This window comes from Kitasatospora dryopteridis, assembly GCF_050749075.1.
Classification (GTDB): domain Bacteria; phylum Actinomycetota; class Actinomycetes; order Streptomycetales; family Streptomycetaceae; genus Kitasatospora.
In genome coordinates, this window is sequence record NZ_CP192749.1 from 6,946,289 (window position 1) to 6,965,998 (window position 19,710).

At 74.6% G+C, this 19,710-nt stretch carries 19 protein-coding genes; 9 read left to right on the top strand and 10 right to left on the bottom strand.

Annotation, left to right across the window (positions count from 1 at the left end; genetic code table 11):
• Positions 1-280 precede the first annotated feature (280 nt).
• Complete coding sequence (locus ACQ614_RS31450; RefSeq protein ID WP_363497087.1) at positions 281-700, bottom strand: gamma-glutamylcyclotransferase family protein; 420 nt, start codon at positions 698-700, stop codon at positions 281-283.
• Positions 701-758: 58 nt separating this feature from the next.
• Positions 759-1,400, bottom strand: coding sequence for an alpha-ketoglutarate-dependent dioxygenase AlkB (locus ACQ614_RS31455; protein WP_431682341.1), 642 nt, complete (start codon positions 1,398-1,400; stop codon positions 759-761).
• A gap of 75 nt (positions 1,401-1,475) precedes the next feature.
• On the opposite strand from ACQ614_RS31455, the gene ACQ614_RS31460 reads away from it, so the two are divergent.
• The 4 genes from ACQ614_RS31460 to ACQ614_RS31475 all read left to right on the top strand — a co-directional run bounded on the left by ACQ614_RS31460 (position 1,476) and on the right by ACQ614_RS31475 (position 5,447).
• Positions 1,476-2,453: a pseudouridine-5'-phosphate glycosidase gene (locus ACQ614_RS31460; protein ID WP_431682342.1), complete on the top strand. Its 978-nt coding sequence runs from the start codon at positions 1,476-1,478 to the stop codon at positions 2,451-2,453.
• The gene (locus ACQ614_RS31465) at positions 2,450-3,403 is read left to right on the top strand and encodes a carbohydrate kinase family protein (protein ID WP_431682343.1); all 954 of its coding nucleotides are present in this window, start codon (positions 2,450-2,452) and stop codon (positions 3,401-3,403) included. Before ACQ614_RS31460 ends, ACQ614_RS31465 begins: the two co-directional genes overlap by 4 nt.
• Before the next feature lie 7 nt (positions 3,404-3,410).
• Positions 3,411-4,445 (top strand): hypothetical protein, encoded by a 1,035-nt coding sequence (locus ACQ614_RS31470; protein ID WP_431682344.1) that lies wholly within the window; start codon positions 3,411-3,413, stop codon positions 4,443-4,445.
• Positions 4,446-4,592: 147 nt separating this feature from the next.
• Positions 4,593-5,447 (top strand): SAM-dependent methyltransferase, encoded by an 855-nt coding sequence (locus tag ACQ614_RS31475; protein ID WP_431682345.1) that lies wholly within the window; start codon positions 4,593-4,595, stop codon positions 5,445-5,447.
• Between the two features lie 77 nt (positions 5,448-5,524).
• Here the strand turns inward: ACQ614_RS31475 and ACQ614_RS31480 are convergent, their stop codons facing one another.
• A complete protein-coding gene (locus ACQ614_RS31480) occupies positions 5,525-6,451 on the bottom strand; it encodes an ABC transporter substrate-binding protein (protein WP_431682346.1) in 927 nt (308 codons plus the stop codon).
• 301 nt (positions 6,452-6,752) lie between these two features.
• Here ACQ614_RS31480 and ACQ614_RS31485 point away from each other — a divergent pair, with 301 nt between their 5' ends.
• Entirely contained in the window at positions 6,753-7,244 is a 492-nt protein-coding gene (locus ACQ614_RS31485) for a DUF1877 family protein (RefSeq protein WP_431682347.1), read from the top strand.
• A gap of 138 nt (positions 7,245-7,382) precedes the next feature.
• On the opposite strand, the gene ACQ614_RS31490 is transcribed toward ACQ614_RS31485, so the two are convergent.
• The 4 genes from ACQ614_RS31490 to ACQ614_RS31505 all read right to left on the bottom strand — a co-directional run bounded on the left by ACQ614_RS31490 (position 7,383) and on the right by ACQ614_RS31505 (position 11,073).
• Positions 7,383-8,597: a saccharopine dehydrogenase family protein gene (locus ACQ614_RS31490; protein ID WP_431682348.1), complete on the bottom strand. Its 1,215-nt coding sequence runs from the start codon at positions 8,595-8,597 to the stop codon at positions 7,383-7,385.
• A gap of 107 nt (positions 8,598-8,704) precedes the next feature.
• Entirely contained in the window at positions 8,705-9,634 is a 930-nt protein-coding gene (gene hemC, locus ACQ614_RS31495; RefSeq protein ID WP_431682350.1) for a hydroxymethylbilane synthase, read from the bottom strand.
• 17 nt (positions 9,635-9,651) lie between these two features.
• Positions 9,652-10,332 carry a DUF6629 family protein gene (locus tag ACQ614_RS31500; RefSeq protein WP_431682352.1) on the bottom strand — a complete coding sequence of 227 codons (681 nt, stop codon included), beginning with the start codon at positions 10,330-10,332 and terminating at the stop codon, positions 9,652-9,654.
• Between the two features lie 66 nt (positions 10,333-10,398).
• Positions 10,399-11,073, bottom strand: a complete 675-nt coding sequence (locus ACQ614_RS31505) for a transcriptional regulator (protein ID WP_431682354.1) — start codon at positions 11,071-11,073, stop codon at positions 10,399-10,401.
• A 407-nt stretch (positions 11,074-11,480) separates the two neighbouring features.
• Here ACQ614_RS31505 and ACQ614_RS31510 point away from each other — a divergent pair, with 407 nt between their 5' ends.
• Positions 11,481-13,322 carry a cellulase family glycosylhydrolase gene (locus ACQ614_RS31510; protein ID WP_431682356.1) on the top strand — a complete coding sequence of 614 codons (1,842 nt, stop codon included), beginning with the start codon at positions 11,481-11,483 and terminating at the stop codon, positions 13,320-13,322.
• 130 nt (positions 13,323-13,452) lie between these two features.
• Here ACQ614_RS31510 and ACQ614_RS31515 read toward each other — a convergent pair whose 3' ends face one another.
• Together ACQ614_RS31515 and ACQ614_RS31520 are read right to left on the bottom strand one after the other, a co-directional pair.
• Positions 13,453-14,157, bottom strand: a complete 705-nt coding sequence (locus ACQ614_RS31515; protein ID WP_431682357.1) for a response regulator — start codon at positions 14,155-14,157, stop codon at positions 13,453-13,455.
• Positions 14,154-15,323, bottom strand: coding sequence for a sensor histidine kinase (locus ACQ614_RS31520; protein WP_431682358.1), 1,170 nt, complete (start codon positions 15,321-15,323; stop codon positions 14,154-14,156). The genes ACQ614_RS31515 and ACQ614_RS31520 overlap by 4 nt, the downstream gene beginning before the upstream one ends.
• Positions 15,324-15,457: 134 nt before the next feature.
• Here ACQ614_RS31520 and ACQ614_RS31525 point away from each other — a divergent pair, with 134 nt between their 5' ends.
• The 3 genes from ACQ614_RS31525 to ACQ614_RS31535 all read left to right on the top strand — a co-directional run bounded on the left by ACQ614_RS31525 (position 15,458) and on the right by ACQ614_RS31535 (position 18,189).
• A complete protein-coding gene (locus ACQ614_RS31525; protein WP_431682359.1) occupies positions 15,458-16,369 on the top strand; it encodes an ABC transporter ATP-binding protein in 912 nt (303 codons plus the stop codon).
• The gene (locus ACQ614_RS31530; RefSeq protein ID WP_431682360.1) at positions 16,366-17,256 is read left to right on the top strand and encodes an ABC transporter permease subunit; all 891 of its coding nucleotides are present in this window, start codon (positions 16,366-16,368) and stop codon (positions 17,254-17,256) included. The genes ACQ614_RS31525 and ACQ614_RS31530 overlap by 4 nt, the downstream gene beginning before the upstream one ends.
• Positions 17,257-17,337: 81 nt before the next feature.
• Positions 17,338-18,189, top strand: a complete 852-nt coding sequence (locus tag ACQ614_RS31535; protein WP_431682362.1) for a MerR family transcriptional regulator — start codon at positions 17,338-17,340, stop codon at positions 18,187-18,189.
• Positions 18,190-18,306: 117 nt separating this feature from the next.
• Here ACQ614_RS31535 and ACQ614_RS31540 read toward each other — a convergent pair whose 3' ends face one another.
• Positions 18,307-19,680 carry an endo-1,4-beta-xylanase gene (locus ACQ614_RS31540; RefSeq protein ID WP_431682363.1) on the bottom strand — a complete coding sequence of 458 codons (1,374 nt, stop codon included), beginning with the start codon at positions 19,678-19,680 and terminating at the stop codon, positions 18,307-18,309.
• Between the last annotated feature and the right edge of the window lie 30 nt (positions 19,681-19,710).

Genomic DNA, 19,710 nt, shown 5'->3' on the forward strand with positions numbered 1-19,710 from the left:
ACCCCTTGACCTTTCTCCCGGGGCGTTCCTGAGAGTTTGCTGGGGGGTCTTGACCTGGGGCGAATAGGGAGGAAACTGGTCAGTACACCGGAATACCGGACAGAGCCGCACCGCCGACGGAGACGTCCGACGGCCGTCCGAGTGACCCTGATCCAGGCTCTGGCGAGACCCCCGGCGGGTCGAGGCGCGAAGCGCGCAGGAGGCGACGGTCCACGCGCGCAGGGCAGCAGCGGACGCCGGGGATCGTCATGTCCGGGCACATGCGGGGGTGCGGGCGTGCTCAGCCGCGGCAGGCGTCCGCCCAGTCCCCGGAGGCGACCAGGGCGGGGGCGCTGTGCAGGGCGGCCGTGACGCGCGGGCCGGCCAGGTAGACCCAGGCGTCGGTCTCGGTGCCGTCGGCGAGGTGCACCGGCAGGCGCTCGCGCACGTACTCGCCGAGGCCGTCGGGGGTGCAGTCCTCCAGCAGGTCGAGTTCGGCGAGCACCCGCGGGTACAGGCCGGCGGGCACGGTCACCAGTTCGCCGCGCACCTGCCGCCCCGGGCACGGCACCACGTACGGATAGCCGGGGCCGCGGTGCAGGGCGGCGCCGTCGAGGACGGCGTCCAGCACCGCGCTGCAGCGCCCGGCCAGGTGGCGATCGTGGTTGCGGTGGCCGGGACGGAGCGTCCCGTAGACGAAGAACGGCAGCTGGGGCGGCACTCGGCCCTCCTCGGGAGCGGGGGTCGCAGCACCGTACCCGGATCGCGGGGCGGCGGTGTCAGCGGACCCCGCGCGGGCGGTACTGGATGCTGATCCGCGGCCCGACCGGGCGGGCCGTCTTGGGGACGGCGTGCTCCCAGGTGCGCTGGCAGCTGCCGCCCATCACCAGCAGGTCGCCGTGGCCGGGCAGCCGCCGCACGGTGGGGCCGCCGCCGCGGGGGCGGAGCAGCAGCGGGCGGGGTTCGCCGACCGAGACGATCGCGATCATCGTGTCCTGGTGCCCGCCGCGGCCGAGCCGGTCGCCGTGCCAGGCGACGCTGTCGTGGCCGTCGCGGTAGAAGCACAGGCCTGCGGTGGCGAACGGCTCGCCGAGCTCCGCCGCGTAGTGCTTGCCCAGCGCCGTGCGGGCGGCGGCCAGCACCGGGTGGGGGAGGGCGTCCGGGCCGGCGGCGAAGGCCTCCTCGCCGTAGAAGGCGAGCAGTCGCGGTACGTCCACCACCCGCTCGTACATGGTGCGGCGCTCGGCCTGCCAGGGGACGCCGGCGGCGAGCCGCTCGAAGAGGGCGCCCGCGCCGTGCAGCCAGCCGGGCTGCTCGTCGATCCAGGCGCCGTCGCCGAGCGCGGTGCGGCGGACGGCGTCGAGCGGCCCGACTCCGATCTCCTCGGTGTCGTCGAACAGCGAACTCTGGAGTCGGAGCACGGCGCCAGCCTACGCCCGATGGGAACACGTGTGCGAGTAGGTTTGAAACGGGCGCGCCGACGCCAGGAAACGGGGATGAACCGACCCTCGCCCGCCACCCCCGCCACGCCCGCCGCACCGGCCCCGCTGCGGCTGTCAGACGAGGTCGCCGCCGCCCTCGCGGCGGGCACCCCCGTGGTCGCCCTCGAATCGACGATCATCGCCCACGGCCTGCCGCGCCCCCGCAACCTCGCCGTCGCCCTGGAACTCGAGGAACTCGTCCGGGCCGGCGGCGCCGTCCCCGCGACGATCGCCGTCCTGGACGGCGTCCCGCACATCGGCCTGGACAAGGCCGGCCTGGAGCGCGTCGCCGTCGACGACTCGCTGCGCAAGCTCGGCTTCCGCGAACTCGCGCCCGCCCTCGCCACCGGCGCGAGCGGCGCCACCACCGTCTCCGGCACCGCCTTCCTCGCCGCCCGCGCCGGCATCCGGGTCTTCGCCACCGGCGGCCTCGGCGGCGTCCACCGCGACTGGACGGCCAGCCAGGACGAGTCCGCCGACCTCGGCCTGCTCGCCCGCACCCGGATCACCGTGGTCTGCGCCGGCGTGAAGTCGATCCTCGACGTGCCCGCCACCCTGGAGCGGCTGGAGACCCTCGGCGTCGCCGTGCTCGGCTACCGGACCGCCGAATTCCCCGGCTTCTACCTCACGAGCTCCGGCCTGCCGCTCGACTGGACGCTCGACGACCCGGCCGAGGTGGCCGCCGTCATGCACGCCCAGGACGCCCTCGGCGGCCCGGCCTCCGCCCTGGTCGTCGCCAACCCCGTCCCGCAGGCCGAGCAGCTCGACCCCGAACTGCACGACCGGGTGCTCGCCGAGGCACTGGCCGCGGCCGCCGAGGCCGGTGTCACCGGGCAGGCCATCACCCCCTACCTGCTCGCCCATCTCACCGAGCACACCCGGGGAGCCTCGCTGGAGGCCAACCTGGCCGCCGTCCGCGGCAACGTCCGGCTCGCCGCCGGGATCGCCCGCGCCTGGGCCGCAGCCGGAACGGACCCCGGACGGCAGGGATGACCACCGGCGCCCTGCTCGTCGTCGGCGAGGTGGTCACCGACGTCGTCGCCCTCCACGAGGGCCCGCTCGCCCCGCACACCGACACCGCCGCCAGGATCGCGCTGCGGCCGGGCGGAGCCGGGGCCAACGCCGCCGCCTGGGCCGCCGTCGGCGGGGCCGAGGTGCGGCTGCTCGCCCGGGCGGGCGCCGACTCCGCCGACTGGCACCGTGCCGAACTCGCCGCCGCCGGCGTCGCCGCGCACCTCGCCGTCGACCCGCAGGCGCCCACCGCCGTGGTGATCAGCCTGGTCGACGCCCGCGCCGAGCGGACCCTCGTCACCGACGGCGGAGCCGCCGTCCGGCTCGGCCCGGAGGACTGGGACGAGGCGCTGCTCGACGGGGCCGCCCGGCTGCATTTCTCCGGCTACCAGCTGCTCTCCGGGCCGGGCCGCCGGCTGGCCGCCCTCGCCGTGCCCGCCGCCCGTGCCGCCGGGCTGCAGATCAGCGCCGACCCGGCGTCCACCGGCTTCCTGCAGCGCCTCGGCCCGGCGGTCCTGCGGGAGCTGTTCGCCGGCATCGGCCTGCTGCTGCCCAACCGGGCCGAGGCCCACCTGCTGGCCGGCACCGGCGACCCGGCGGCCGCCGCCGAGCGGCTCAGCGCCCGCTACGGCGAGGCGGTCGTCAAACTCGGCGCCCAGGGCGCCCTGGTGGCCGCGGGCGGCCGGGTGCTGGCCCGGGTGCCGGGCGTGGCCGGGGTGGCCGCGGTCGACTCCACCGGCGCAGGCGACGCCTTCGCCGGCGGACTGCTCGCCGCCCGCCTCGCCGGTGCCGACCCGGTCGAGGCCGCCCGGGCGGGCTGCCGCGCCGGTGCTGCCGCGGTCGCCCTGATCGGCGCCCGGCCGCCGACCGCCCGGGCGGGTCGGGACGTACCCGACCGTTCCGCGCCGACCGGCCGGGCGGGCATGCGATGATCGCCCGGTGGAGCGAGCGACGAGGAGCGTGCGGCGGATGCGCAGCGGTGCGGCCGCCACCGCCGCACTGCTGATCCTGCTGGGCCCGGCCGCGCTGCCCGCAGCCGCCGCCGAGCGGCCGCAGAAGGCCTTCGCGATCCACGACAAGCGGATCACCGAGTCCAGCGGCCTCACCGCCAGCCGCGCCCACCCGGGCGTCTACTGGACGCACAACGACAGCGACGACGGCCCGTACGTCTACGCGGTCGACAGCGAGGGCCGCACGGTCGCCACCGTCACCCTGCGCGGGATCAAGCCGCGCGACGTGGAGGCGGTCTCGCTCGGCCCGGACGGCCGGCTGTACGTCGGCGACATCGGCGACAACCTCGACGGCACCTGGCCCGAGGTGTGGATCTACGCCTTCGCCGAACCCGCCGAGCTGCGCGACCAGACGGTGACCGCCGCCCGCTACAAGGTCCGCTACGAGGACGGCCCGCGCGACGCCGAGGCGCTGATGGTGCACCCGGTCACCGGTCGGGCCTACATCGCCAGCAAGAAGCAGTCCGGCGGCGGCCTCTACCAGGGCCCCGAGGTGCTGTCGCCGAGCGGCGTCAACACCTTCCGCCGGATCGCCGACGTGCCGTGGGTGACCGACGGCGCCTTCTCGCCGGACGGCGGCCGCCTGGTGCTGCGCGGCTACTTCTCCGCCGACCTGTACGCGTGGGACGGCGCCCCGAAGAAGCTCCGCTCGCTCGACGTGCCGTTCCAGCGGCAGGGCGAGTCGGTGACCTTCTCCGCGGACGGCTCCGCCGTGCTGTACGGCAGCGAGGGCGAGGGCAGCGACGTCTGGCGGCTGGCGCTGAACGGCTCCCCGGCCCCCGAGGCGCAGGGCTCCGCGGGGCCGTCCGCCTCCGGCGCCCCCGGCGCGGCCTCGGGGCCGGCCGCCTCCGACGACTCCGACGGGGCCGCCGGGGGCAGCGACCACGCCCTGGCCGCGCTGATCGCCGTCGCCGCGGCGATCGGCCTCGCCAAGCTCTGGTCCGGCCGCCGCAAGAGCGGCTGAAGCAGGCCCGGCCGGGGCGGTTGCGCCCCGAAGTGGTGACCCGACGACAAACCCGCCTGACGGGCCGTCGGATAGGCGTACGAACACACCGCGGGGCGGCTAGGCTGCGAGCCCATCGCCGGCCGACGACCCACGGGGAGAGCATTCATGACGGAACGTCAGGCAGAGATCGGAATGGCCTTCGTGGCCGGCCGGCCGCTCGACGACTGGCAGCCGCCGGAGATCGACACCTCGCTGCCGCACTCCGCCCGGGTCTACGACTACTGGCTCGGCGGCAAGGACCACTTCCCGGCCGACCGGGCGCTCGGCGAGGTCTTCGAGCAGGCCATCCCCACCATGCGGCAGATGGCCAAGGAGAACCGCGTCTTCCTCGGCCGCGCGGTGCGGCACCTCGTCCGCGAGGCCGGCATCCGGCAGTTCCTCGACATCGGCACCGGCATCCCCACCGGCGGCAACACCCACGAGGTGGCGCAGGCCGAGGCGCCCGAGAGCCGCGTGGTCTACATCGACAACGACCCGATCGTGCTCGCCCACGCCCGGGCCCTGCTGGTCGGCGACGAACGCGGCCGCACCGCCTACATCCACGCCGACCTGCGCGACCCCGCGGCGATCCTGAGCCACCCCGCGCTCACCGAGACCCTCGACCTCACGCAGCCGGTCGCGCTGATGCTGGTCGCCGTCCTGATGCTGGTCGCCGACGAGGACGAGCCGCACGCCCGGGTCGCCGAACTCCTCGACGCCCTGCCGTCCGGCAGCCACATCGTCGTCACCCACCCGACCGCCGACTTCGACCCGGAGACCGTCGCCGGCGTGGTCGCCGCCGCCGACCAGGGCAAGCTGACCCTCGTCCCGCGCAGCCGCGAGCAGGTCGCCGCCTTCCTCGGCGACTGGGAGCTGCTCGAGCCCGGCGTGGTGCCCGTGATGGCCTGGCGCCAGGACGGCGAGCCCCCGGCCGACCCGGAGGCCGCCTGGTACTGGGCGGGCGTGGCCCGCAAACGCTGACGCCCCGGTCCTTCCGGCCGGGGCCGCCGGGTGCACGGTCGTGCCCCGCAGCCCCGGCCGGCGCGGCAACGGGCGCCTCAGCGCCCGCCGTTCACCACCGCACTGGAGACCGCCCCGGTGTGCAGGCCCCACTTCTCCAGGATGCGGTCGTACTCGCCGTTGCGGATCAGCCGGTCCAGCGCCTTGGCGACCGCCGTGCGCAGCTCGGTGTCGGCCTTGTTCACCGTGATCGCGTACGGGCTGGACTGGATGTGCTCGCCGGTCAGGGCGAACCTCCCGCCGCGCGCCGCCGAGGTGTTGTACTGCGCCACCGGGTAGTCGTTGAGGTCCGCCACCGCGGTGCCGTCCGCGACCTCCGCCAGGGCCAGCTCGTCGGTGGCCAGCAGATGCACGTCCAGCTTCTTGTCGTAGCGGCTGCAGGCGCCCGCCTGGCGGGTGGCGATCTCCGCCTGGACGGTGCCGCGCTGCACCGCGACGGCGTGCCCGCACAGACTGTCCAGCCCGGAGATCCCGGCCGGATTCCCGGCCTTCACCAGGATCGACGTGCTGGTGAAGAAGTAGTCGACGAAGTCCACACCCGGGCCGGAGGTGCGGCCGCGGTCGTCGATGCCGTTCTGCCGGTCCGTGGTGTCGATCACCGCCGACATCGCCAGGTCGATGTCCCCGGCCTCCACGGCCGGGATCAGCCGCTCGAACGGCATGTCGGTGAACTCGACCCGCAGGCCGAGCAGTCGGCCGATCGCCGCCGCCAGATCCGGATCGAGGCCCGCCGGCCGGCCGTCGGCCTCCTTGAATTCCACCGGCGCGTAGTTCAGGTAGGAGCCGATCCGCAGCACACCGGCCTTGCGGACGTCCTTCGGCAACCGGTCGCGCAGATCGGACGCGCCGTCCGAGGCCGGCGAGGCCGAGCTCGCACAGCCGGACAGCAGCAGACCGGCCGCGCCGGCGGCCGCGAGGGCGCGTCCGGGCATGCGGGCGCGCCTGGGCAGGGAGAAGTGGTGCATGGTGAGGGAGCTTCCTGAGGGAGGGAAGTGGGAAGTCTGATGTCACTCACGCCGCCGAGGCTGCAGGGATACGCAGCGCGGACCTGGTCCCGTCACCGGAGGCCGCCGCAGGATGGGCAGGCGGGCCTGGTCGACCTAGGTACGCCACCGGGGGCGGACCGCCCATCCTTCCACCCTGCCCACCACCCCCGCCCACGCGGGTCCGCTACCCACAAGTAGCCCGAAGGGCGTCCGCGTCGGCTGTCACCGGCGGCCGGTAGCGTCCCGGCCGACCACCCGCCGCCGAGCAGAGGAGAGACCGATGGCCTGCCGAGGAGTCCACTTCGCCCTCACCGAGGAGGACGCCGCACGCCTGCTCGCCGCCGAGCAGGACGAGGACGTCCTCGCCGTGATCGAGGACATCGAAGAACGCTGGGACACCGACCACCTCGCCGAGACCGACAAGGCCTGGGACGCCATCCACCGCTGCCTCGCCGACGGCCGCCTCACCTACGAGGGCGGCAGCTACCCGCTCTCGTACGCCGTCCTCGGCGGCCTGCCGCTCCACGACGGCGACGACTACGTCGTCGTCCACGTCACCGCCGCCGAGGTCGCCGACATCGCCGCCGCCATGGCCGACCTGGACGACGCCTGGCTGCGCGAACGCTTCTTCGCCCTCGACCCCGAGGACTACGACGGCGCCCGCGACGAGGACGACTTCGCCTACACCCGCCACTGGTTCGGCGAACTGCGTGCCTTCTACGCCGCCGCCGCGGCGAACGGCCGCTCCGCCGTCTTCACCGTCGACCAGTGACCCGGGGCGGGTGATCGATCAGGGGCGCCGGGGGTACCTCCCGGCCGGAGGCCGGGGGCGGAACTGCGCAATGCGGATGCGGGCCTCATGACGGCACGGGCCGAGCCCCGATCACGCAGCTCCGCGCTCCCGCAGGGATCAGCGGCCCGGTGCCGCCGTCGGCGGGGCGTCCAGTACACGGAACGACAGGCCCGCGGCGATCAGGCGGTCGATCAGCGGCCGGCCCATCGCCACTGCCGTCGTCAGCTGCCCCGAAACGGGCGGGAGCTCGTCGAACGCCAGGCACAGCGCCGACTCCGCGAGCATCACCGCCGTCTCCGAGTACCCCGGATCGCCGCCCGACACCTCGGTGTACACCGCCCGGCCGCCCTCGGCCCTGGCCGCGAACCTGACGGTGAACCAGGACCGCGCCCGCTGCTCCGCACTCGGCCCCGCACCCGGCTTCCGCAGCGCGCCCAGCGCCCGCCGCGCCGCCGGCAGCTGCGCCGCCACCGCCAGTACCGTGACCGCGGCCGTCCCGGCGAGGGCGATCGGCAGCCGCCGCACCGCCGCGTAGTGGGTGTAGCCGAAGTCCGGGCCGTACGAATCCAGTGCGGCGGCCGAGCGGGCCACCACCTGCGGGTCGATGGTCGGCAGCGGCACCGCCCAGGCGCGGGCCGCCCGCGACCGGTGCGGCCGGCCGAGCGGGGTACGGATGCGCCGGCCCCTGGGCCGCGGCTCCGCGGCGCGGCGCTCCCGGGCGGCCTGCGCCATCGCGCGCGGCCGGGAGAAGGCGGTCATGGCGGAGGCGAAGGTCCCGCCGGAGATGGTGCCGCCGGCCCGGACGAAGCCCTCGACCGTCACCCGGGCGGCGGGCCCGCCGCGGCGCAGCAGCTCCTCGACGCTGAACAGCACCCCGAGGTCGTGCGGCACCGAGTCGAAGCCGCAGGCGTGCACCAGCCGCGCGCCCGAGGCCACCGCCCGCTCGTGGTGGCGCAGGTACATCCGGTCGACGAACTCCGGCTCGCCGGTGAGGTCCACGTAGTCGGTGCCGCTCTCCGCACAGGCGGCGACCAGTGGCTCGCCGTGGTGCAGGTACGGGCCGACCGTCGAGACCACCACCCGGGCCGAGGCGGCCACCGCGCGCAGCGCCTCCCGGTCGGCGGCGTCGGCGACCAGCAGCGGGAGGTCCTTGCAGCGCGGTTCGATCGCGGCCAGCCGGTCGCGGACCGCGGCGAGCCTGCCCTCGTCCCGGCCGGCCAGCGCCCAGCGGCAGCCCTCCGGCGCCGCCCGCGCCAGGTACTCGGCGGTCAGGCCGCCGGTGAACCCGGTGGCACCGAACAGGACGAGGTCGTACGGGCGCGGCGCGGCCATCAACAGTCCCTACTCGCGGGTAATCGAGCTCGCCACGCTAGGAGCTCGTCCGAGCACTGTCAACGGAGCCGGCGCGCCCGGTGGCGGCCCCGAGGTCGCGGCGCTGTTCAGTGCGCGATGCCCTCGATCAGCTCCTGGGCGCCCTGGCGCTTGAGTGCGAGCGCCGTCGAGGTGCCGAGGTCCTCCGGGCCGAGCGCGCCGGCCCACTCGTGGGCGTCGAGCACGCGCTTGCCGTCCGGCGAGAAGACCCGCCCGCGCATGGACAGCCGGCCGTCGGCCTCGGCCCGTGCGTAGCCGGCGATCGGCGCGTTGCAGTGGCCCTGCAGCACGTGCAGGAACATCCGCTCGGCGGCCGCCTCCCGCCAGGTCTGCGGGTGGTTCAGGCCGGTGACGGTGTCGATCGTGCGGGTGTCGTCCTCGCGGCACTGCAGGACGAGGATGCCGGCGCCGATCGGCGGGCACATCGCCGCCACGTCCAGCACCTCGCTGATCCGGTCGGCGAGGCCGATCCGCTCCAGTCCGGAGACCGCGAGCAGCAGCGCGTCCGCCTCCCCGGCGTCCAGCTTGGCCAGCCGGCTGTTGGCGTTGCCGCGCATCGGCACGCACGCCAGGTGCGGGTGCGAGGCGGCGAGCTGGGCGATCCGCCGCACCGAGGAGGTGCCGATCCGGGTGCCGGCGGGCAGCTCGTCCAGGGTCAGGCCGCCGGGGTGCACCAGGGCGTCGCGGATGTCGTCCCGCTCCAGGTAGGCGGCGAAGACGGTGCCCGCGGGCAGCGGCCGGTCGGCGGGGACGTCCTTCAGGCAGTGCACCGCGAGGTCGGCCTCCCCGGCGAGCAGCGCCGCGTCGACTTCCTTGGTGAACGCGCCCTTGCCGCCGAGGGCGGCGAGATCGCCCATCCAGCGGTCGCCGGAGGTGGTGACCGGGACGACCCGGGTCTGCACGTCGGGGTGGAGGACGGCGAGTTCGGCCCGGACGCGCTCGACCTGGGCGAGCGCCATCGGTGACGAGCGGGTGACGATACGCAGCGGATCGGCCATGGGGAGATGATAGGGCGTCAGCCGGCCCCGCCCGGACGTGCACCCGCCGCGCCGGGCCGTGGCGGCGGGTCGGTGCCGCCGGACCAGCCGATCAGCATGGCTGCGGCCAGCGCGGCGAGCGCGCACCAGGTGGAGGCGAACGCCGCCCGCCACAGCACGGCGCACACCACCGCGCCCGCGCCCATGACCAGGCCGAGGCGCCGCAGCGCCCGGTCTCCGCTCACCACCAGGGACCCGATCGTGGCGAGCAGGTACGCGGCGGTCGGCACCGGGGCCCAGGGCACCCCCACCGCGTACGCCAGCGTGTGGTGGCGGACCTCGGCCGCCACCGGGTGGCGCAGCACCGCCACCGCGAGCGGGACGGCCACCACGGCCCCGAGCGCCGCGAGCCACCCCAGCTGTCGCCGCCGCGCACCGCCCGGTCCGGCCGCGCACCACGCCCCGAACGGCACCAGAAGCGGCAGCAGCGGCAGGGCGATCAGCGCCCACACCGTGCGCGCCGCCTGCGCCGGGCCCGCGCCGATCCGGCCGTCCTCGCCCAGCCACACCGCGGCCTCCACCAGCTGGTGCACCCCGAGGAGGAGTGGCAGCGCCGCCAGCGGCAGCCGCCGTGGATCGCGCACCCGCAGCAGGCAGACCGTGCCGAGCCCGGCGACCAGCACACCGGCCGCGGCGTCCGCCTCCGCACTCCAGCACACCCGGACCGCCTCCCGCCCGCACCGAGCCCTTCGGAAAGCCCCGCGGCACCCGCGTCCGACGGTGCGCTACCGCTTCTGCCGCCCCGCGGGAGCGTCCGCGAGGGTGTTCCAGAACATCAGCTCGTACGCCTGCAGCAGCTGTCCGTAGCCGCGTCCGGCACTGATCCGCTCGCCGTCCGGGGCCAGCGACTCCAGGACGGCGACGGTCGACTCCTCGGCGGCCGGGTCGGGCCGGGCGAAGAAGTCGAAGAAGGCGCAGTCGGCGTCGCCGAAGCCGTAGTGCCGGCGCAGCCCGGCCGATACGGCGGCGCAGTAGCCGCCCCAGGCGGCGAAGTTGGCCGTGAGCGCGAGCACCACCCCGGCCGGGTCGCCGTTCAGGGCGAGCCAGGCCACGTAGGCGGGGTACGCCTGGCAGCCCGGCAGCGGCCGACGGGCCGCGGTCTCCCGCGGGGCCAGCCCGCAGCGGGCCGCGAACGCGTCGAGCAGTTCCAGTGCCCGGCTCTCGCCGTCGGCGAGGCCCGCGAAGTACCCGCCGGCCGGGCCGTCCGCGCAGCGGGCCGCGAGCACCAGCAGGCTGCGCCGGTCGCTGGTGATGATCCGGTGCTGCTGGGCGGCGAGTTCGGAGAGCACGGTCAGCGGTGCGGTGCCCGCGGCGATCGCGGGGACGAGGCGGTTCTCGCGCTCGCCGGGGGCCAGCTCGCGGCGGACGTCCTCCAGTACCTGGCGCGGGCGGCGGCTCATGCGGGTCCTCCTCGCCGTCGTGGGTGCGTGGCCGTGTCCGGTCAGCGTAGGCGCGGTCCGGCCGTCCCGCCGGTTGCCCACGCGGTGTGGCGACGACACGTCAGTTGGGAGCGCTCCCAGTCGGCTTGGAGTTCACTTCTCCGCCTGTTCAGCCGTTCAAGAGAGGCAGTGCTGTCGATAATCTTCAAGTATTGAAGACTGTTGGACATATTGACGGCCCAATGCCTCTCTGGCTTTGATGAGGTCGATCCGGCCGGGTCGACCAACCTGTGGGAGCGCTCCCGCAATGAACTCCCGGGTCCTGTACCGCCGCACTCTCGTACCACGGAACGCCCCACCCGCCCGGCTTCCGCCGCCGACTTCCCCCGCGGCGGAGGCCGGACAGCCTCCAGAGAGGAACGAGACCCATGCGCCTTCAGCTGCGCCGGCACCTGATGCGCCGGCTCGGCCGCAGTGCGGCAGCGCTCGCCGCGGCCACGGCGGTCGCCACCGCGCCGACCGGCCTGCAGACCGCGCACGCCGCCGCCCCGGCGGCAGCCCCGGCCGCTGCTGCCGCGGCGTCCGCCGGGGCCGGTTACTGGCACACCAGCGGACGGCAGATCCTGGACGAGGCGAACCAGCCCGTCCGCATCGCCGGTATCAACTGGTTCGGTTTCGAGACCGGCAACTACGTGGCGCACGGCCTGTGGAGCCGCGACTACAAGAGCATGATCGACCAGATGAAGTCGCTCGGCTACAACACCATCCGGATGCCGTACAGCGACGACATCTTCAAGGGCACCCAGCCCGCCAGCATCAACACCTCCGGAGGCATGAACGCCGACCTGGTCGGCCTCAACTCCCTCCAGGTGATGGACAAGCTGGTCAACTACGCCGGCACGGCCGGCCTCAAGGTCATCCTCGACCGACACCGCCCGGACTCCGGCGGCCAGTCGGCGCTCTGGTACACCGCTGCCGTCCCCGAGTCCACCTGGCTCGCCAACCTCAAGGCGATCGCCGCCCGGTACGCCGGCAACCCGGCCGTGGTCGGCATCGACCTGCACAACGAGCCGCACGACCCGGCCTGCTGGGGCTGCGGCGACACCGCGACCGACTGGCGGCTGGCCGCCCAGCGCGGCGGCGAGGCGGTGCTCTCCGCCAACTCCAAGCTGCTGATCTTCGTCGAGGGCGTGCAGACCTTCAACGGCAGCTCCAACTGGTGGGGCGGCAACCTGCAGGGCGCCGGCCAGTACCCCGTCCAACTGAGCGTCCCCAACCGGGTGGTGTACTCGGCGCACGACTACGCGACCAGCGTCGCGCAGCAGCCGTGGTTCTCCGACCCGTCCTTCCCGGCCAACATGCCGGCGATCTGGGACAAGAACTGGGGCTACCTCTTCAAGCAGAACATCGCCCCGGTCTGGGTCGGCGAGTTCGGCACCACCCTGCAGTCCACCGTCGACCAGCAGTGGCTCAAGGCGCTGGTGCAGTATTTGCGGCCGACCGCCCAGTACGGTGCCGACAGCATCAGCTGGACGTTCTGGTCCTGGAACCCCAACTCCGGTGACACCGGCGGCATCCTGAACGACGACTGGACGACCGTCAACACCGTTAAGGACGGCTACCTCGCCGACATCAAGGCCCCCGGCTTCGGCGGCAGCGGCGGCGGTGGGGGCGGCGACACCACCGCACCGACCGTCCCCGGATCGCTCACCGTCACCGGCACCACCGCGAGCAGCGTCACGCTCTCCTGGAGCGCCGCCACCGACGACACCGCCGTGGCCGGCTACGACGTCTACCGCGGCACCGCCAAGGTCGGTACCGCCTCCGCCACCGCCTTCACCGACAGCGGGCTGACCGCGGCCACCGCGTACAGCTACACCGTCCGGGCCCGGGACGCGGCCGGCAACGTCTCCGCCGCCTCGGCCGCGGTCACCGCCACCACCGCCCCGACCGGCACCGGCTCCGGCTGCAGCGCGACCCTGACGCTCAACGACTGGGGCAGCGGCCTCACCGCCAACGTCACCGTCAGCAACACCGGCAGCACCGCCACCAAGGGCTGGAAGGTCGTCTGGCAGTGGCCCACCGGCCTGAAGGTCAGCGGCAGTTGGAGCGCCGACGTGCAGCAGGTCGGGCAGACCGTCAGCGCCGCCAACCTGTCCTACAACGGTGTGATCCCGCCGGCCGGCTCCACCACCTTCGGCGTCCAGGCCACCCGCACCGAGAGCGGAGCCGTCGCCACGGCCGTACCGACCTGCACGGCCACCTCCTGATCCGCGGCACGGGGCGGTGACCTGACCCCCGCCCCGTGCCCGGTACGACACCGCCGTCCGCGGGGGCCCGCACCTCCCGGGCGGCGGTGTCACCCCACACACCCGCACAGCCCGTGCCGCCCGCGCCGCCTCACCGCACGGGCGGCACCAGTCCGTTCTCGTACGCCAGGATCACCAGGTGGACACGGTCGCGCGCGTCCAACTTGGTGAACAACCGGGCCACGTGCGACTTCGCGGTGGCCGTGCTGATGCACAGCTCCGCCGCGATCTCCGTGTTCGACAGGCCGCGTCCGACCAGCGTGAGCACCTCGCGCTCCCGCCCGGTGATGCCGTCGAGCACCGCCCGCCCGGCACCGGCCGTACCCGCGGGCCCGGCAGGCGTGCCGGGACCGGTGCCCGGAGAGGGCTCGGGGCGCGCCGCGAACTCCGTGATGAGCCGCCGGGTGACCGCCGGAGCGATCAGCGCCTCCCCGGCGGCGACCACCCGGATGCCGTCCAGGATGGCCTCCAACTGCATGTCCTTGACGAGGAATCCGCTCGCCCCGGCGCGCAGCGCACCGTACACGCAGTCGTCGTCGTCGAAGGTGGTGAGGACCAGGACGTGCGTCCGGCAGCCGGGGTCGGCGGTGATCAGACGGGTCGCCTCGATGCCGTCCGTCCCGGGCATCCGGATGTCCATCACCGCCACGTCCGGCTGCAGCCGGACAGCGAGCTCCACCGCCTCGGCGCCGTTGCCCGCCTCGCCGACCACCTCCAGGTCCGGAGTGTCGGCGATCAGCACCCGCAGCCCGGTACGGATCAGCGGCTGGTCGTCCACCAGCAGGACGCGGATCACCGGCCGGCCTCCGCCGGCACCGGCAGCTGCGCCGCCACCCGGAACCCGCCCCCGGCGCGGGGCCCGGCGCTGAAGCTGCCGTGCAGCAGGCCCACCCGCTCCCGCATGCCGACGATGCCGTAGCCTGCGCCGCCGGCACCGCCGCCGCAGCCCGCGTCGACGACCTCGACGGCCAGCCCGTCCGGCCGATGGTCGACCGTCACCCGGCACTCCGCCGCCCCCGAGTGCCGGACCACATTGGTCACCGCCTCCTGGACGATGCGGAAAGCCGCCAGCTCCACCTCGGCCGGCAGTTCGCGGTGCTCGCCCCGCCACTCCACGGCCACCCGGACCCCGGCGTTCCCGGCGGTGGCGACCAGCCGGCCGAGGTCGGCCAGGCCGGGAGCGGGGGCCTGCGGCCCGGGCTCCGGATCGCTCTCCCGCAGCGCACCGAGCATCCGCCGCAGCCCCGCCAGGGTCTCCCGGCCGGTCGCCTCGATGGCCTTCAGCGCCTCCCGCGCCTGCTCCGGCTGGGTGTCCATCACCCGGTGCCCCACCCCGGCCTGAATGGCGACCACACCGACCGCGTGCGCGACCATGTCGTGCAACTCGCGGGCGATCCGCAGCCGTTCGGCCGTCACCGCCTGCCGGGTGGCCTGCAGGCGCAGCTCCTCCACGTGCTCGCGGCCCTGCCGGACGTTGTGGCCGACCAGCCAGGCCACGGCGACGCCCGACACCAGGCCGAGCGCCACCGAGACGCTCGACGGGTAGCCGCTCCACATCTCCCAGGCCGTGTGGCCGGCGACCACGCCGACCGGCAGCAGCGCCGTCGGCACCGAATAGCGCCGTGGCCGGGTCGCGGCGGTGAAGCCGACCAGCGCGTCCGCGAGGAAGAACAGCACGAACGGCGTTGCCCGCACGTCCATGCCGAGCGAGAACACACAGCCCGCCAGGGCCACCGCCACGGCCGCCGCCGGGACGCGGAACAGCAGCACCGCGACCAGCGTCGTCACGACGGCGGTGAGCAGCAGCGGCCCGTCCTCCACGTTCCCGTGGTAGCGGAACAGGCGGTGCAGCTCGTCCGGGCGCTGCAGGGAGCGTACGGCGATAACCGTGACCCAGGCGGCGGCCACCCACACCCCGGGTGGCAGGCGCTTGAGCAGGGGCGGGCGGGGCTCGGCGGTCATGCACAGGATCGTAGGCGCACACCCCGGCCGCGGCATCGGCCCACGGGCGTCATCCCGGGGGCGGAGGCCGCACCCCGCGGATGCGGCCGGCGGACCGATGCGGCGCCGGCGCCCGTCCCGGCACCGTGGGCCGGGTGATCGAAGCAACCCGACTGACCAAGCGGTACGGCGGCACCCCCGCCGTCGACGACCTGACCTTCACCGTGGAACCCGGCACCGTCACCGGCTTCCTCGGCCCCAACGGCGCGGGCAAGTCCACCACGCTGCGCATGATCCTCGGCCTGACCGCACCCACCGCCGGCTCCGTCACCGTGGACGGGGTGCCCTTCGGCACCCGCCCGCGCGGGCTGCGCCACGTCGGCGCCCTGCTGGACGCGCACGACGTGCACGGCGGCCGCAGCGGGCGGGCCCACCTGTCCGCACTGGCCCGCAGCAACGGCATCCCGCAGACCCGGGTGGACGAGGTCCTGCAGCAGGTCGGGCTGGCCACGGCCGCCCGGCGCCGCATCGGCGGCTACTCGCTGGGCATGAAGCAGCGCCTCGGGATCGCCGGCGCCCTGCTCGGCGACCCGCCGGTGCTGCTGTTCGACGAGCCGCTGAACGGGCTCGACCCGGAAGGGGTGCGGTGGGTGCGCGGGCTGTTCCGCCGCCTCGCCGCCGAGGGCCGCACGGTGTTCGTCTCCAGCCACATGATGGCCGAGATGCAGCACACCGCCGACCGGCTGGTGGTGGTCGGCCGGGGCCGGCTGATCGCCGAGCAGAGCCTCGCGGAGTTCGCCGCCCGCGGTACCGCGCCCGTGGTGGCGGTGCACGCGCCCGATGCCGCGGGCCTGGCGCGCGTCCTGCTGGCCGAGGGCGCCGAGGTGCAGCCGGAGGGCGACGGCGGGTGCACGGTCACCGGCCTGAGCGCCGCCCGGATCGGCGAACTCGCCCACCGGCACCGGATCCTGCTGCACCGCCTGGCCCCCCTGGACTCGTCCCTGGAGGCGGCCTTCATGTCGCTGACCGCCGACAGCACCGAGCACCAGGCCGGGGAGGCCCGATGACCACGCCCACCGCCCGCACCGCCCGTACCACCCGCACCGCCCGCACCGCCCGCGCTGCCGCGGCACCGCTGCGCGAGGGCGAACCCGCACCGCGCTTCACCGACCTGCTCGCCGCCGAGTGGATCAGGATGCGCTCGCTGCGGTCGACGTTCTGGCTGCTCGCGCTGAGCGCCGTCGCCGCCGTCGCGATCAACGTGAACGCCGTCCACAGCGACCTGCCCTACATCGACAACCTGCAGGCCGCACCGCCCGGTTACCGCTACGACCCGCTGTGGCACGGCCTCGGCTCCATCGCCTGCTCCGTCATGGCGCTGGCCGCGGCGGTGTTCGGCGCCATCACCGTCTTCGGTGAGTACGCCACCGGCACCGTCCGCACCACCTTCGCCGCCGTCCCGGACCGTCGCGGGGTGGTGGCGGCCAAGCTGCTGCTGGTCGCCGGCCTCACCCTCGGCCTCGGCACGGCCGTCTCCACCGCCTCCTTCTTCACCACCAACGCCATGCTGGCCTCCCGGCACGTCGGGCTGTCGATCGGCGACGCCGGCTGTCTGCGGGCGGTCGCCGGGTACGCGCTGGTCGTCCCGGTCTGCGGGCTGGTCGGCGCGGCGTTCGGCGCCGTGCTGCGGCACCCGACCGCCTCGGTGACCGCAGTGGTCGGGCTGCTGTTCCTGCTGCCCATGCTCTTCGGCGGCGAGCGGTACCGGGCACTGAAGGAGATCGGCAACCACCTGCCGCTGCACGCCGCGGAACGACTGGCGTTCAACCCGGAGTCCTCCGCCACCCTCGGCCGCTACCCGGGCACCGTCCCCGGCGCCTGGATCGCCCTGGCCGCCTGGGCACTCGCCGCCACGGCCACCACCGTGGCGGCGGTGCGGCGGCGCGACGCCTGAAGGCCGGGGGAGGACTGCGTCCGATTGCCGTTGACCACAAGTCCTTGAGGTTCCCGCGGGGCAAGGTTCTAGATTCGGTGCATGGACGACGGGACGGACCGGCTGGTCACGATCGGTCAGCTGGCCCGCCGGGCCGGCCTGACCGCCAAGGCGCTGCGGCACTACGACCGGGTGGGCCTGCTGGAGCCCGCCAGGGTCGATCCCGCGACCGGCTACCGCTACTACCGCAGCAGCCAGGCCGCCGCGGCGCAGCTGATCCAGGTCCTCCGCGCGGTGGACGTCCCGTTGGACCAGGTCCGCACCTGCCTGGCCGCCGGGGACGACCGGGCCGCCGTCACCGAGCGAGTCCTGGTGGAGCACCGCCGACGGCTTCAGGCCCGACTCGACCGCCTCCGGGGCGCACTCCACCGCACCGACCACCTCATCGACGAAGGAGTCGACACCGCCGTGACCGACGAGAAGCCCGGGACCGAAGCCGCCGTGCAGGACGAACGGCAGCTCGCCGTCGACCTGTTCAACGGGGTGTGGCGGCTGCTGGAGAAGGAGGACCGCTCGGTCGAGGACGACGACCGCATGCTCCACATGGCCCACGCCTCGCGCCACCACTGGGGGCAGGTCGGCGCCGCCACCAACCTCAGCCGCGGCGAGTGGCAGTGCTCCCGCGTCTACGCTGTGCTGGGGCGCGCGGAACCGGCCCGCCACCACGCGCAGCGCAGCCTCGACATCTGCCGCGCCGAGGCGATCGGCGACTGGGACCTGGCCTTCGCCTACGAGGCCCTCGCCCGGGCCGCCGCCGTCGCCGGGGACACCGAGCAGGCACGCGCATGGACCGAGCAGGCGCTGGCCGCGGCGGAGGACGTCGCCGAGGCCGAGGACAGGGAGCTCGTCCTCGCCGACTTGGAGAGCATCCCGGGCCAGCCCCGCTTCTGGTGACGACGAAGGCCGGGGCCGCGTCCGGGGACCCGGCCGGGCACACGGACACGGGGGCGGTGCGGCGGCCGGTGGGGCCGCCGCACCGCCCCCGTGCGGGGCACCCGGTGGGTGGGGGGATCAGGCGGCCGTACAGCCGCCGATCACGGGCGCCGCGGTGTTGCCGTTGGTTATCACCGTGAAGCCGAAGCTGGTCGAGGCACCGGCGGCGAGGCTGCCGTTGCCGTTGGGCTTCATCGTCATGACGTTGCCCGAGCCGTCCCAGCCAGGTGTGCCGTTCCAGGTGGCGGAGACCTTCTGCGGCGGGGTGACGGTCACCGTGACCGTCCAGCCGGTGATCGCGGTACTGCCCGCCTTCACCGTCACCTGCCCGTTGAAGCCGCCGTTCCAGCTCTGGGTGAGGCTGTAGGTGGCCGTGCAGGAGGCCGTACCGCCGCCTCCTCCGCCACCGCCGCCGCCGGAGGAGGACCCGCCGAGGGCGGTCAGCACGGCCGTGTACGCGGCCTTCTTGCCGTAGTTGCCGTCGAACAGCAACGGGGTGCCGCTGCTGCGCCACGAGTACTTGTCGGTGATGCCCCAGACCGTGATGCCGGTGCAGCGGGAGACGGCCAGGCAGGCGTTGACCACGCTGGTGTAGTTCGCCGCCTGCGCGGAGCCCGAGCCCTCGATGTCGAGTTCGGTGATCTGCACGTCCACGCCGAGGTCGGCGAAGCGCTGCAGGTTCGCCCGGTAGTCGCTCGGCACCGGCGAGGCGCTGTTGAAGTGCGACTGGAAGCCGACGCAGTCGATCGGCACGCCGCGCTGCTTGAAGTCCTTCACCATCGCGTAGACCGCGTTGCTCTTCGCGTTCTGCCCGTCGGTGTTGTAGTCGTTGTAGCAGAGCTTGGCGCCCGGATCGACCGAGCGGGCGGTGCGGAAGGCCTCCTCGATGTACCCGTTGCCGAGCTTGTCCTGGAAGGGCGAGCTGCGCCGGGCACCGCTGCCGCCGTCCTGGAAGGCCTCGTTGACGACGTCCCAGGCGTAGATCTTGCCCTTGTAGTGGGTCATGACCTGGGTGATGTGGTTGTTCATCGCGGTGCGCAGGTCGGCCGCGCCCAGGCCGCCGACCCAGCCCGGGAGCTGGGAGTACCAGACCAGGGTGTGGCCGCGGACCTTCATGCCCTTGCCCTGGGCGTGGCTGACGATCTGGTCGGCGGAGCCGAAGTTGAACGAGTTGCGGGTGGCCTCGACGGCGTCCCACTTCATCTCGTTCTCGGGGGTCACCGAGTTGAACTCGGTGTCCAGCGTGGTCGCGTAGGCCGACTCGCCGAGGTGGTTGGCGGCGACGGCGGTGCCGAAGTAGCGGCCCTTGGCGGCCGCGGACGCGCCGAGCGTGCCGGCGGCGTGGGCGGTGCCGGCCGCACCGGCGAGGCCGGCCGCGGCGAGCAGGCCCGCGGTGCCGGCCAGTGCGGCCCGGCGCAGCAGCCCCGGGGACCCGGGGGAGCGGTGGATCATCGACAACCTCTTTCCGTTGGCCGGACGGCC